This window comes from Leclercia sp. GHBNCSD (assembly GCF_055805075.1).
The window spans coordinates 3,468,384-3,482,445 of record NZ_JBQVYO010000001.1; the positions used below are offsets into that span (position 1 = coordinate 3,468,384).

A 14,062-nucleotide genomic window follows, 5' to 3' on the forward strand; every position below is an offset into this window, starting at 1 on the left:
ATCCTTAACGCCGTTCGGCGGGTAATTTCGCCGCTTTATTAACGTCATACCACCAGGTATCAAACCCGAGAGAATAAACCGGGCGCTGGGCGGGAAGGGCGAACTTATCCCAGCGAGCGACCCTGTCTTCCCCCATAAACCACATGGGCAGCATGTAATAGTTCCAGGTCAGAACCCGATCCAGCGCCCGGCCAAGCGGTACCAGTCTGGCTTTATCCCCCTGCGCGGCGACGATCTGCGCAATCAGCTTATCCACCGCCGGGTTTTGCACCCCCGGTGAATTGTAGGTGGAATCAATGTACTGAGAGGCCCAGGAGATCTGCAGATCGCTGCTCGGCCACGGCATGGCCCGCCACAGGCGCGGCATCATATCGTAATCGCGGTTGCGCATCCGGTTGGTGATCTGTGAATTATCCACCTGGCGGATATTCATGGTAATGCCCAGCCGCGCCAGGTTGTGCTGGAACGGCAGTACCCACTGATTGTTGCCCCCGGAAGCCAGCAGCAGTTCAAAACTGAGCGGTTTGCCGGTTTGCTTATTGACCCGCTGTTTATTTCGGATGACCCAGCCCGCCTCGTCCAGTAGCTGGCTGGCTTTCAGCAGATTGTTACGATCAAAACCGTCGCCTTTCGAGACGGGGGGCTGAAAGAGAGTCGTAAACACTTCCGGGGGAACTGCATCTTTTAATGGGTCGAGGAGCGTCAGCTCCGCGGCATCCGGGTAGCCCTGCGCGGCATACTCGGTATTCTGGAAATAGCTGTTGGCACGGCTGTAGGCGCCATAAAAGAGCGCTTTGTTCATCCACTCAAAATCGAAGGCGAGGGTGATGGCCTGGCGCACGCGGCGGTCGGTAAATACCGGGCGCTGAATATTAAACGCCAGCCAGCGCGTATCCTGGGCGGAATCATTTTTAAAGGACTCCTTTACGATATAGTGGCGGTCAAAATTCTTCCCGGTGTAGCGGGTGGCCCAGTTTTTGGCGCTGCTCTCTATCCGCATATCAAAGGCACCCGCTTTAAAGGCTTCAAAGGCCACGTTGTCATCCAGATAGTAGTCGTAGCGCAGGGTGTCGAAATTCCAGCGGCCCCGGTTTACCGGCAGGTTTGCCGCCCAGTAATCTTTTACCCGGGAATAAATCACATATTGCCCCATCCGCCAGCGAGTGATGCGATACGGGCCGCCTGCCAGCGGTGGGGTGGAGAGCGGATCGCTGAGCTTATGATCTTTCCAGAACTTTTCCGGCATTACCGGCAGGGTGAGCAGGCTCAGCATGTCCTCTTTATTGGGGCTGGCAAGGGTAATGCGCACCGTCAACGGCGCGATGGCCTTTACCGTCGCCCCTTTGTAGACCAGCCGGAACTGGGGAACGCCCTCGGTCATAAATTTGTGAAAGGTGAAGGCAACATCGCTGGCCTTGACCGGCGTACCGTCGTGAAACCGCGCCTGCGGGTTGATTGTCAGCTCCATCCAGGAGAAATCATCGGCATAGCGGGCGGTCTCGGCCACCAGCGGATAATAGCTGCCGGGCTCGTCGTCTGAGGTGGTAAAGAGGGTGTCGTAGAGGGCGTCGGTTCTTTCTGCCGCCACGCCGCGCAGCGCATAACGGTTGAAATTATCGAAGGTGCCAATTGCCGCCAGGGTCACAGCGCCCCCTTTAGGCGCGGCAGAATTGACGTAATCGTAGTGATCGAAATTGATGGCATATTTTGGCTCGCCAATAACCGCGAAGGCGTCGCTCTCTTTAATGGTTTGCGCCTGACTGAACCCGCTCATTAACGCCACCATCAGCACCACAATGCGCACTATCATTACGCTACGTTTTCCTTCTCTGTTCGGCCCGGGCAAGATACCTGAATAATAAGTGACGTAGCGGTGGTTGGGCAATTATTCGCGATCAAGGTGAATATCAGGTTGCCAGTTCAGGAATTGCTCCAGGGGCAGGGGTCGGCTTATCCAGTAGCCCTGCAGCAGATTGACGTCGTGATCGCGCAGCCATTTCGCCTGCTCGGGGGTTTCGACACCTTCGGCGACGGTCACCATATTCAGCCGCCGCGCCAGGGTCAGCACCGCATCCAGTACCGGCGAGGTGACAGTTTCCATCCCGATAGCATTCACGAAACCCCGGTCGATTTTGAGGTAGTCCATAGTAAAACGCTCAAGGTAGATCAGGGCGCTGTGTCCGGTGCCAAAATCATCCACGGCGATTTCAAAACCTTCCAGATGCAGCCACTCAAACAGCTTTGTCGCTTCCCGTTGATTGAGCATGTCGCGCTCGGTAATTTCGAGCACAATCTGGAAATGATCCGGCGGCAGCGAGGCGGCAAATTTGCGCATGTCATCTTTAAAGCTCTCGGCGTGCAGATGGCCTGGCGAAATGTTAATGCCCAGCTTGGAGCCTGGCGGCAGCCGTTTCGCTAACGCCGGTGCGTCGCGCAGGATCAGATCGAAAAGGTGCAGCGTCAGCGGCACAATCAGTTGCTGGGCCTCTGCAAAGTTAATAAAGGCATCCGGCGGGATCGCCCCCGCGCCGGGATGCTGCCAGCGCATCAACACCTCCACGCCCCGCATCTGCAAATCGCTGGCACCTACCACTGGCTGGTAGACCACATGAAACTGATTCTGCTTAATGCCGGTCAGGATCTCTTTACGCGGGTTGGCGCGCATCATTAGCCAGTAGAAGCAGAGTACCCCGATGCTGGAACCGCACAACAGACCAAACAGTAGTGCAAAGACCAGATCTTCCATCGTCCAGCTTTCGGCGTAGAGATTAACGGTGAGCGGCAGTCCTTCGATTTTGCTTGAGCGCGCAGGGCGCTCTTTTAGCTCCGAAACGTGGGTGATGCGGTTTGAATAGGTCGAAAAAACCGTATCGCCAATGATCAGAGAAATACCGGCAAACTCATCCTGGCGGGCGGTGTAGAGCAGATAAGGGGTCAGGTTGAGGTTAATGGAGGTAAATATCCCCCCATCTTTCATCAGCAGATTACGATGCCACAACACAATGGCCGGTTTTTTCGGCATCATTGGCGTACCCGGCAGCAGGGCCATATCTACCGCTTTAGTTGCGTCGATTTTCGGCACCAGTTCGCTGAGCGGGACATGCATCGGCCCGGTTGCTGATGAGCAGAAGGCCATTTTATCTTTCACCAGCAGAAAGGCGCGGACGTTCAGGCTGAATGACGCGCGGGAGGTGAGTTCAGATCGTACATCCTGGCACTCGCTGAGCGTCAGTGGCTGTAATTCATCAACAGAAACGCGCAGCTCTTTAAAATAACTTTCGATGTAGTCATGGAGGTCTTTAATCAGGTTATCGTATTTCACTGCACGTTTATGGTAACTGAAAAAAAACTGCATACCGCCGCAGAGCAGGGCGACGATAAGAGCTGAAAGTACGCTGAGCATCAGCACCTTTCGGCGGGAAGATAAATGGCGGGTAAACATAAACGTTATGGGATCCTGATTTGCCGCCCGCATTATCATGACGGCTAAACTCACGCAACGATAAAACTATAACCTGGAACGAGCCGTCCAGAATTATCGCGTCCTGCGATAAAAAAAAAGCACTGCCATAGCAGTGCTTTTTTCCATGCTGTCAGTCAAGGGAAACGGACAGCACAGGCGGTTAACTGCGAGTCAGTACACGACGCGCTTCATTATAGCGCTTTTTCCAGTATGGCTCGTTCATACTGGAGATCGTCACACCACTGCTGGTGGACGCGTGGACAAACTGGTCGTTACCAATATAGATGCCGACATGACGGCCGGTTGAACCCGCACGGAACAGAACTAAATCGCCGGTACGTAAGCTGTTACGTGAAATCGATTTGCCCATTTCCTGTTGTTCATAGGTTGAACGCGGAAGTTCTAAACCAAACTGTTCGCGGAAGGTACGCTGTACGAAACCGGAACAATCAATGCCTTTACGTGTTTCGCCGCCCAGGCGATAGCGCACGCCCTTCCAGCTGGCATACTGGTCCATTAATCGGGATTTGATATCCAGATTGCTGACCATTTTTTCAAATTCATCCTGAGAAGCTTGCAGTGAAGAGGCGTCTTCTGACCCCACAACACGCGTCTCAGGATGCATATTCTTTGCGGTGTTCGATGCGCTACAAGCTGAAAGCAGAACCGCGACTGCAATCGCCGGGATTACCCGTGAGAAGTATCTCAAGATCGGTTGAGATTTGACCATGTTGTTTATTTTCCCTTGAAGTCCTTAACGACAAATATCGTTATAAAAAATGCCAAGCGAGACGAGACTAAATACCTGCGCACTATCAGACAATTCTTTATGGTCAAATCTGTGGCGAATCGCACAAATTTATTTACAACGATAATAATTGTGGCGCTGAGGTAAAACGAGTCTGAGATTACCTGATTGAGGCGGGTAATGCGAGTAAAAATACGCACTTTTTTTATAAGTAATTGTGATAGTAAAAGTACGTTGACAGGAGAGTGGTCGGGCAGGGTAATTTAGGTTAAGTTCTGTACAACGCATTAATTTCTAACGTGATTAATGTGACAGGAAGATGACAAAGGCGCTGAAATCGAGGGGGAAATCTATCAGGGATCGGTAATGATCCCTGATGGTTATTGTTAATTTCTGTTAGTAACTTGTTTCGAATTTGTTTTATCGCCGGGCAGATAACGATTAAAGAAGGCGATTAAACGCTCACTCAATGGGGTCATCAGGCACCACGGAAGACCAATCAACGCCACCGAAAGCGACCCGACGGCAATATCAGTGAACCAGTGCGCACCGATCATTACCCGAGGGAATGCGAAAACCACAAAAATAATCAGGGCTAATGCGAAAGTCTTATGCCCGAAATAACGCCACATAAAAGCGCTGAAAATAAGCAGCATCATTCCGTGATCGCCTGGGAAACTGTCTTTAGAGGCATCTTTTGTGGAAATATGCAGCAATTCACTGACGCGATAAATATCCGGGAAAAATAGCGTCGGACTTGAGCGTTTCACCGGTATTAAGGCCTGCGCCAGCTGGTTCAGCACCACCGCGGTCAGTAGCATCACCAGGCCGATCATCAGAATACGGCGACGCCCGGCGGGACTCTCTTTTCGCCAGAACGTCAGCATCAGATAACCCATCGCCAGCAGCGAGCAGCCGTCAAAGGCACGGTTATTGGTGATCGCCACCAGCCACAGGAAGGCGCGGCTCTCTCCCAGCTGCCGGTTAAAGAAGTGGAATATGCCGCTATCCAGCGGGAACCAGAAACCGTGGTTGACCGGCAGATACCAGGATAAAAAGAGCGCCACACCGGCGACATTAAGCAATAAAATGGGGAAAAGTCGGGTTTTCATCATCACGCCGTAAGTAATTCAATCAGGGCAACGTTAGTTGCCCGAACTTAAACGAAGCTTCAACAAGCTCGACTGTAAGGCATTCCAGTCGGTGTTAACCGCACTAATTAACTCTATTCGGCTGTCCGGCGGCGCCACGCCCTGCGTTTCGATGAAGAAATCTTCCCCCTGACGATTAATCCGTACCAGCCCATCGGGGGTACGCATTACCCCTTTCACCCGTTCAACCGGGGCAAGCCGCGCCCACTCCAGTAAACCGATGGTATCGAAGCAGGTGTCGGCGTCGAAGACCCAGCCACAGGCCTGATGCCCCTGGCCGCTGTTCAGGCTGCGACGCCAGCGCTGGTGCGCAGGCAGACTCAGTGCCGCCAGACCCTGTTTTTCGCCGTGGCTGTGGGAATGGGCTGCGCTGGCGGGCAATTCAGCAAGATTACGCCGCGGCAGGTCGAGCAGGGCATTGTCCACACTTCCCTGGGTGGTGTGCGCAATCTGACGCTCGCCGCCAAAGTGCTGCCACCAGAGTTCCAGCGCAGCGCGGCTTTCCGGGGTGGCGCGGTCCTCTTTATTGGCAATGATGATGTCGGCGGCGGCCAGCTGATCGCGGAAATTCTCGTTCTGGACAAACTTTTCGTCCAGCAACTGACGGGGATCGAGCAGGCACAGGGTGGCGCGTAAATCGATCCACGGCTCATAGACCGGGGCGGTCAGCAGGTCGAGGATCTGCTTTGGGTGACCGAGCCCGGTAGGTTCAATCAAGAGCCGGTCGGGCTTGCCCTGTCGCAGCAGGGTATTCAGCCCCACCTGCATCGGCAGGCCGTTGACACAGCACATGCATCCCCCTGGGATCTCCTTTATCAGCGCCCCGTTATCGGCCATCAACGCGCCATCAATGCCGATCTCGCCAAATTCATTGACCAGCACGGCCCACTTTTCGTCAGGATCTTTATTGGCCAGCAGGTGGAGTATTGACGTGGTTTTCCCGCTGCCGAGAAAACCGGTAATGAGGTTGGTTTTAGTCACAGGTGCTCCAGGGTGATAAATGTAATGCTATAACAATTATCAATAATCCTGGCGGAAAAGAACAGCATTGGGAAGGGGAAGGGCGAACGGAAGACTTCCCGCTCGCCTTAAGCGCAATAAAGGTTAAAGCGACAGCGTGTCGATAATCGCCTGGCGCGCGCCCGACTGGCTGATACGCTGGTAAGCCTGGGTGATGGCCTCCACGAACCGGGGTTCCTGAGGCAGGTCGTGGCCAAAAATTTCATTCAGCGCCAGCAGGGCGGTCACGCGCTCCTCCTCGCTGCTGGTCTCGATGATGGCGCGAATTTTATCGCTTAGCGGATCGCGCACGTCAATGGCATTGCCCGCATCATCCACGCCGCTGACGTAGCGCATCCACCCGGCGACTCCCAGCGCCAGCAGTGGCCAGGCGGTGTCACGCTGAAGGTGGAGGCGGATACTCTCCAGCATTCGCTGCGGCAGTTTCTGGCTGCCATCCATCGCAATCTGCCAGGTGCGGTGTTGCAGTGCCGGGTTGGCGAAGCGATCAATCAGGCTGTCGGCGTAGGCGATCAGATCCACCCCGGTGATGCGCAGCGTCGTCGCCTGTTCGTTAAGCATCAGACGACGGGCGGCGTCACGCAGCGCGCTGTCGGCCATGCAGTCATTAATATGGGCGAAACCGGCCAGATAGCCGAGATAAGCGAGGAAAGAGTGGCTGCCGTTGAGCATGCGCAGCTTCATCTGCTCCCAGGGGAGGACGTCCTGCACCATCTGTACTCCGGCCACTTCCCACTCCGGGCGGCCGGCAACAAAGTTATCTTCGATCACCCACTGAATAAACGGCTCGCAGCTAATGGCGCACGGATCCTCGACGCCCACTTCGCGGGCGATTTCCGCAAGGGAGTCGTCGGTGGCGGCGGGTACGATCCTGTCCACCATCGTGCCCGGGAAGCTGACGTTGGCGGCGATCCACTCCGCCAGCTCTGGCGAGCGCTTGTGGGCCATCCCCAGCACCGCATTTTTCACCACGTGGCCGTTGTCCGGAATGTTATCGCAGGAAAGCACGCTGAACGGCGCCAGGCCGCGCTCGCGGCGGCGGTGCAGGGCTTCGACCAGGATACCCGGCGCCGAGTGCGGCGCATCCGGGTACTCCAGATCGTGAATAATACGCTCGTTGCGGGTATCCAGCTTGCCGGTGGCCGGATCGATGCAGTAACCCTTTTCCGTGATGGTCAGGGAGACGATCGCTACCTGCGGCTCGCAAAACTTCTCAATAATGGCCGCCAGCGAATCGAGTTTAGCGTTCAGGCATTCATGTACCGCCCCGACGATAATCGGTTGATTTCCGTCGGCGCCTTTTTCCAGCACCGTAAAGAGATGATCCTGCGCGCGCAGCTGGCTCATCAGCGTATCGCCGCTAAACAGGCTAATCTCACAGATCCCCCAGTTGCCGCCTTTGGCGTTGAGCACCCGGTCGGTCAGGAGGGCCTGATGGGCGCGATGAAAGGCGCCAAAGCCGAAATGGACGATACGGGAGCGTAACGCCTGGCGATCGTACTGCGGCTGCAACACGTGAGCGGGTAGCGCGGTGGTGGCAATTGTCTTCATGAAATAAACACCTGATTAACCATTAATTAACAAGGTGAGTGTAAAGTTATATGACAGCAAATTGAATTGGTAAGCCGTAAATATCCGGGAACTGTGAGATGGATCAATCAATATTGCGAGGCGAGTTGACCTGTTTCCGCATGCATGTATGGTAGTCGTCATCACATGACGAAATATTGGTATAACAACTTTAGAGGGTGAATCGATGGAACAAACCTGGCGTTGGTACGGACCCAATGATCCTGTTTCGCTTGATGACGTGCGTCAGGCTGGCGCAACGGGCGTTGTCACCGCGCTGCACCATATTCCTAACGGTCAGGTGTGGCCGGTAGAAGAGATCAAAGCGCGTCAGGCGCTGCTGGCCGAAAAAGGACTCACCTGGTCGGTAGTGGAGAGTATTCCGGTTCACGAAGAGATTAAAACCCACTCCGGCGACTATCAGACCTGGATCGCCAACTACCAGCAGAGCATTCGCAACCTCGCGGCCTGCGGCATTGATACCGTGTGCTACAACTTTATGCCCATCCTTGACTGGACGCGTACCGACCTCGAATATCAGCTGCCGGATGGTTCAAAGGCGCTGCGTTTTGACCAGATCGCCTTTGCCGCGTTCGAGCTGCACATCCTGAAGCGTGAAGGCGCAGCGGCTGACTACACTGCAGAAGAGCAGCAGCAGGCGCAGGCGTGGTTCGATGCGGCAAGCGAAGCGGATATCGAAAAGCTGACCCGCAATATCATCGCTGGTCTGCCGGGGGCGGAAGAGGGCTACACCCTCGACCAGTTCCGCGCGCGCCTGGCGGAGTATGGCAACATCGACAAAGCCCAGCTGCGGGAAAATATGGCCGTCTTCCTGCGCGCTATTGTGCCGGTAGCGGAAGAGGTGGGTGTGCGTCTGGCCGTTCACCCGGACGATCCACCGCGTCCTATCCTGGGCCTGCCGCGTATCGTCTCCACCATTGAGGATATGCAGTGGCTGAAAGAGACGGTCGACAGCATCAGCAACGGCTTCACCATGTGTACCGGCTCCTACGGCGTGCGGGCCGACAACGACCTGGTGCAGATGATTGAAACCTTTGGCGACCGCATTCACTTTACCCACCTGCGGGCAACCTGCCGGGAAGAGAATCCGAAGACCTTCCACGAAGCGGCGCACCTCGGCGGTGACGTGAATATGGTGGCAGTCGTGGATGCCATTCTCCGTGAAGAGAAGCGCCGTAAGCAGGCGGGAGATCTGCGTCCTATTCCATTCCGTCCGGATCACGGGCATCAGATGCTGGACGATCTGCGTAAGAAAACCAACCCGGGTTATTCGGCCATTGGCCGTCTGAAAGGGATGGCGGAAGTGCGCGGCGTGGAGCTGGCGCTGAAGATGACCAAATATCCTGAGCTTCTTTAACCGGTATTGCCGGGTGGCGGCTTCGCCTTACCCGGCCTACAAAAGCAGACACAAAAAAACCGGCTCAATGGCCGGTTTTTTGTAGGCCCGGTAAGCGTAGCGCCACCGGGCAAAACAGCCCGCACTTAGTCAGCACGACCCATATAGCGTTTTTCTTCGATATGGATACGAATTTTCTCGCCTGCGGAGAGGTATTCCGGCACCTGCACAACCAGACCGGTGGTCAGGGTCGCCGGTTTGTTACGTGCAGACGCGGATGCGCCTTTAATGCCCGGTGCGGTTTCCACGATCTCCAGATCGACGGTCTGCGGCAGCTCCAGCGCCAGCAGAACGCCATCCCAGGTCAGAACCTGCATGTCGGGCATGCCGCCTTCCGGAATAAACAGCAGCTCTTCTTCAATCTGATCTTTGGTGAAGATGTATGGCGTGTAGTCTTCTTTATCCATAAAGACGTATTCGTTGCCATCAACATACGAGAAATCGACATAGCGACGGGTCAGGGTAACGGTATCCACGATATCGTCGCCTTTGAAACGCTCTTCAACTTTCAGGCCGGTACGTACATCGGCGAAACGCATTTTGTACAGCGTTGCTGCGCCACGGGCGCTGGGTGCCTGAATATCGATGTCTTTTACAATCAGCAATTTGCCGTTGTAATTCAGCACCATACCTTTCTTAATTTCGTTCGCTCTTGGCATTGCAGTAATCCTGTTAACGGGAAGGTCAAAAATATCGCGTCAAAGTACTCGCGCGCGGCATTTCAGGCAAGTGGATTTCGTGGCTTTTGCTATCAATACGTAAAAGGTGTTACTGTGCCCGTCACGCCCGCGGGAGCGGCTTTCTTTCAGGTAAAGTACGAATATGGATTGCCGTCCGGACTGCGGAGCATGTTGCACCGCCCCCTCCATCACCAGCCCCATTCCCGGGATGCCCAACGGCAAGCCTGCCAATACCCCCTGCGTGCAGCTGGACGCGCAACAGCGCTGCAAAATTTTCGGCTCGAGCTCGCGCCCGAAAGTGTGTGCTGGCCTGCAGCCGTCGCGGGAGATGTGCGGCGATACGCGCGGCCAGGCCATGACCTGGCTGCTCGAACTCGAGACGCTTACTGCGCCTTAAATATCCTTAATACGCGTCAGGCAGAGCGTGGTGAGGATGCACATCCCCAGCGCAATCCAGAATACCGCGTGATAACTCCAGATCTCGGCCACGACGCCCGCCACGGAGCCTGCGATGATCCAGCCGACGCGGGTGGTGTTGGTATAAAGCGTGGTGGCCGCGCCAGCCTGACCCGGCATCAGATCCTGGAAATAGAGCATGCCGATCCCGGCGAGAATGCCAATATAGATGGCGTTCAGCAGCTGTAACCCGAGTAACACTACCGGCGTGTGCGCGGTGAGCATCCCGACGTAAAACAGCAAACCGGCAACGGCGGCAACGCGCATCAGGAAGCGCTTACCGAAGCGTTTTGCGTAGTAGCCCGCAATCAGCATCGTCGGGATCTCCAGCCCGGCAGCGGTTCCCATCATTACTCCCGCCAGCTTCTCGGAGAGATGCAGCTCATTAATGATAAACAGCGGCATGTTAATGATATAGAGGCTGTTGGTGCCCCACATTAACGTGCAGATGGTAAAGAGCAGCAGGGCGTCGCGACGGTTGCGGCGCGGCGACTCCAGCACCCCGGTTGCCAGCTTCGGCTCCTTGCGCATCGTCGGCAGGAAAAACCAGACCATCGCGCCGCAGACCACAAACGCCACGGCGGCGCTGATATACATCACCGGGAAGCCAAAGCCCATCGCCAGCACATAGGCCACTGGCGGCCCCACGACCCAGGCCAGCGACACCTGGGCACGCAGGATCGAGCTGAACATCACCGCCTCGCGACCGGTATGGTCGGCATGTTCGCGGGCTAAGGCAAACAGCTGCGGGTTGGCGGTAGAGCCAAAGCTGCTAAGGAATACGCCGACAAACAGCAACACAAAGTAGTTACGGTTCCAGGCGAACAGCAGGCAGGCCAGGACACCCAGCAGACAGCAGAAGACGATCAAGGATTTGCGATCGCCCCGCTTATCTGAGCGACCGGCCAGGAACTGACTGACCAGGATGCCGATAATGGCGCTGCCGGTGAAGAAGAACCCCACCATGGCCGGGCGGGCATGCACCTCGTTGGTGAGGAACAGGCTCAGCGTCGGGGTCTGTAACGCGCCGGCAATGCCGGTAAGAAAAGCAACAATCAAAAACGCCGATGAGGTCAAATCAAATGGCTTGGGTGAGGCGGCTGCGGGAGTGGTGTGCATGTTTCTGTATCAGTGATATGAAGAGACGCGGAGTTTACGCCGCTTGTCATAAAATAGACAGATATCCTCGCCAGTTACCCCACAAAAAATCAAAACGTGTTTTCAGTCCGTCGCTGCGCTTGCTGAAGTTGCTGAAGCCGAACGGCTGTTCACCCCTGAAGGCAGCGGCCTGAAGCAAAAATGTGCTGTAACTCTAAATTCTGCAAGCTGAAATGCGGCTTTACTTGCAAGGATGCCTGGAAAGCGCAAGACTTCTTGAAACGTTTCAGCGCTAATTGGTTTACCTAACCCAAACGGATTGGCGCCTTTTTTCACATTTAAGCTGAAACGATTCAATTTCAGCAGGAGTGGAGAACCATGTTCCAGTTATCCGTGCAGGACATTCATCCCGGCGAACAGGCCGGCACTAAAGAAGAGGCTATCCGGCAGATTGCTGCCGCGCTGGTAGAGGCGGGCAATGTCGCTAGCGGCTACGTTGACGGCATGCTGGCGCGTGAGCAGCAGACCTCTACTTTCCTTGGCAATGGCATCGCCATTCCGCATGGCACTACCGATACCCGCGATCAGGTGCTGAAAACCGGCGTTCAGGTCTATCAGTTCCCGCAGGGCGTGCTCTGGGGTGAAGGCCAGGTAGCCTATGTTGCCATCGGCATTGCCGCCAGCAGCGACGAACACCTCGGTCTGCTGCGTCAGCTGACGCACGTCCTGAGCGACGACGCCGTGGCTGAACAGCTGAAATCCGCCACCACCGCCGAAGAGCTGCGCGCCCTGCTGATGGGTGAAAAGCAGAGCGAAGCCCTGAAGCTGGATAACGAGACGCTGACGCTCGACGTAGCCGCCTCCGATCTGGTGACCCTGCAGGCGCTGAACGCCGGTCGCCTGAAAGAGGCCGGTGCGGTGGATACCGCCTTCGTGGCCCACGCCATTAACGATAAACCGCTGAATCTCGGTCAGGGCGTCTGGCTGAACGACTGTGCTGAAGGCAACCTGCGCAGCGCTATCGCCGTCAGCCGTGCAACAACCGCATTCGATACCGCCGGCGAAACCACGGCGATGCTGGTGACCGTCGCCATGGCCGATGAACAGCCGGTTGAGGTGCTGAAGCGCCTTAGCGATCTGCTGCTGAACAAAAAAGCTGAACAACTGCTGAAAGCGGATGCTGCGACCCTGCTGGCGCTGCTGACCAGCGATGATGTGAACACCGATGAACTGCTGAGCGCCGAGTTTGTCGTGCGCAACGAACACGGCCTGCATGCCCGTCCTGGCACCATGCTGGTCAATACCATTAAGCAGTTCAACAGCGACGTGACCGTCACCAACCTCGACGGTAGCGGTAAACCGGCTAACGGCCGTAGCCTGATGAAAGTCGTCGCGCTGGGCGTGAAGAAAGGGCATCGCCTGCGCTTCACCGCGCAGGGTGCAGATGCTGAACAGGCGCTGAAAGCGATTGGCGACGCTATCGCCGCAGGTCTGGGGGAGGGCGCATAATGAGCAGACGTGTTGCCACAATTACGCTGAACCCGGCTTATGACCTCGTGGGCTTTTGCCCGGAAATCGAACGCGGCGAAGTCAACCTCGTGCGTACCACTGGCCTGCACGCGGCAGGTAAAGGGATTAACGTTGCCAAAGTGCTGAAGGATCTGGGTATCGACGTCACCGTCGGCGGTTTCCTCGGCAAAGATAACCAGGATGGTTTCCAGCAGCTGTTCAGCGAGCTGGGGATCGCCAACCGTTTCCAGGTGGTGCAGGGGCGTACCCGCATCAACGTGAAGCTGACCGAGAAAGATGGCGAAGTCACCGATCTGAACTTCTCCGGTTTTGAAGTGACCCAGGCGGACTGGGAACGTTTTGTGAATGACTCCCTGAGCTGGCTGGGTCAGTTCGACATGGTCTGCGTCAGCGGCAGTCTGCCGTCCGGCGTCAGCCCGGAAGCCTTTACCGACTGGATGACGCGTCTGCGCAGCCAGTGCCCGTGCATCATCTTTGACAGCAGCCGCGATGCGCTGGTGGCCGGTCTGAAAGCCGCACCGTGGCTGGTGAAACCTAATCGTCGCGAACTTGAGATCTGGGCAGGCCGTAAGCTGCCAGAATTAAAGGATGTGATTGAAGCCGCCCATGCGCTACGTGAGCAGGGTATCGCTCATGTGGTCATCTCCCTGGGGGCAGAGGGCGCGCTGTGGGTTAACGCCTCCGGCGAATGGATAGCGAAACCGCCGTCGATGGAAGTGGTCAGCACCGTCGGTGCCGGCGACTCGATGGTTGGCGGGCTGATTTATGGCCTGCTGATGCGCGAATCCAGTGAACATACTTTACGTCTTGCCACCGCCGTTGCAGCCCTGGCCGTCAGCCAGAGCAATGTCGGTATTACCGATCGTACCCAGTTGGCCGCGATGATGGCGCGCGTTGACTTAAAACCCTTTAACTGACAGCAGGAGAGGC

General features: G+C 55.9%; 12 protein-coding genes. 4 read left to right on the top strand and 8 right to left on the bottom strand.

Going from position 1 to position 14,062, the window contains the following annotated elements; genetic code table 11:
- Window positions 1–4 precede the first annotated feature (4 nt).
- The 6 genes from ACT3IC_RS16585 to ACT3IC_RS16610 form a co-directional block, all read right to left on the bottom strand.
- Window positions 5–1,810: an extracellular solute-binding protein gene (locus ACT3IC_RS16585; RefSeq protein ID WP_159339599.1), complete on the bottom strand. Its 1,806-nt coding sequence runs from the start codon at window positions 1,808–1,810 to the stop codon at window positions 5–7.
- A 75-nt stretch (window positions 1,811–1,885) separates the two neighbouring features.
- Window positions 1,886–3,442, bottom strand: a complete 1,557-nt coding sequence (locus ACT3IC_RS16590) for a cyclic di-GMP phosphodiesterase (protein ID WP_156654918.1) — start codon at window positions 3,440–3,442, stop codon at window positions 1,886–1,888.
- Window positions 3,443–3,623: 181 nt separating this feature from the next.
- A complete protein-coding gene (gene mepS / locus ACT3IC_RS16595) occupies window positions 3,624–4,193 on the bottom strand; it encodes a bifunctional murein DD-endopeptidase/murein LD-carboxypeptidase (RefSeq protein ID WP_103180364.1) in 570 nt (189 codons plus the stop codon).
- A gap of 404 nt (window positions 4,194–4,597) precedes the next feature.
- Window positions 4,598–5,329, bottom strand: a complete 732-nt coding sequence (locus ACT3IC_RS16600) for a phosphatase PAP2 family protein (protein WP_473478217.1) — start codon at window positions 5,327–5,329, stop codon at window positions 4,598–4,600.
- Between the two features lie 27 nt (window positions 5,330–5,356).
- Window positions 5,357–6,343 (bottom strand): CobW family GTP-binding protein, encoded by a 987-nt coding sequence (locus ACT3IC_RS16605; protein ID WP_156654916.1) that lies wholly within the window; start codon window positions 6,341–6,343, stop codon window positions 5,357–5,359.
- Window positions 6,344–6,466: 123 nt separating this feature from the next.
- Window positions 6,467–7,933, bottom strand: a complete 1,467-nt coding sequence (locus tag ACT3IC_RS16610; RefSeq protein WP_156654914.1) for a mannitol dehydrogenase family protein — start codon at window positions 7,931–7,933, stop codon at window positions 6,467–6,469.
- 205 nt (window positions 7,934–8,138) lie between these two features.
- On the opposite strand from ACT3IC_RS16610, the gene uxuA reads away from it, so the two are divergent.
- On the top strand, window positions 8,139–9,329 hold the full coding sequence (uxuA, locus tag ACT3IC_RS16615; protein ID WP_103180357.1) for a mannonate dehydratase: 1,191 nt from the start codon (window positions 8,139–8,141) through the stop codon (window positions 9,327–9,329).
- Between the two features lie 125 nt (window positions 9,330–9,454).
- Here the strand turns inward: uxuA and yeiP are convergent, their stop codons facing one another.
- The gene (gene yeiP / locus ACT3IC_RS16620) at window positions 9,455–10,027 is read right to left on the bottom strand and encodes an elongation factor P-like protein YeiP (protein WP_014884579.1); all 573 of its coding nucleotides are present in this window, start codon (window positions 10,025–10,027) and stop codon (window positions 9,455–9,457) included.
- 163 nt (window positions 10,028–10,190) lie between these two features.
- On the opposite strand from yeiP, the gene ACT3IC_RS16625 reads away from it, so the two are divergent.
- The gene (locus ACT3IC_RS16625) at window positions 10,191–10,445 is read left to right on the top strand and encodes a YkgJ family cysteine cluster protein (RefSeq protein WP_103180356.1); all 255 of its coding nucleotides are present in this window, start codon (window positions 10,191–10,193) and stop codon (window positions 10,443–10,445) included.
- Here the strand turns inward: ACT3IC_RS16625 and setB are convergent.
- Window positions 10,442–11,623, bottom strand: coding sequence for a sugar efflux transporter SetB (setB, locus tag ACT3IC_RS16630; RefSeq protein ID WP_473478220.1), 1,182 nt, complete (start codon window positions 11,621–11,623; stop codon window positions 10,442–10,444). The two genes, ACT3IC_RS16625 and setB, sit on opposite strands and share 4 nt — an antisense overlap.
- A gap of 357 nt (window positions 11,624–11,980) precedes the next feature.
- Here setB and fruB point away from each other — a divergent pair, with 357 nt between their 5' ends.
- Both fruB and fruK read left to right on the top strand, forming a co-directional pair.
- Window positions 11,981–13,111 (top strand): fused PTS fructose transporter subunit IIA/HPr protein, encoded by a 1,131-nt coding sequence (gene fruB / locus ACT3IC_RS16635; RefSeq protein ID WP_473478223.1) that lies wholly within the window; start codon window positions 11,981–11,983, stop codon window positions 13,109–13,111.
- Window positions 13,111–14,049, top strand: coding sequence for a 1-phosphofructokinase (gene fruK / locus ACT3IC_RS16640; protein WP_103180352.1), 939 nt, complete (start codon window positions 13,111–13,113; stop codon window positions 14,047–14,049). The genes fruB and fruK overlap by 1 nt, the downstream gene beginning before the upstream one ends.
- Window positions 14,050–14,062: the final 13 nt, after the last annotated feature.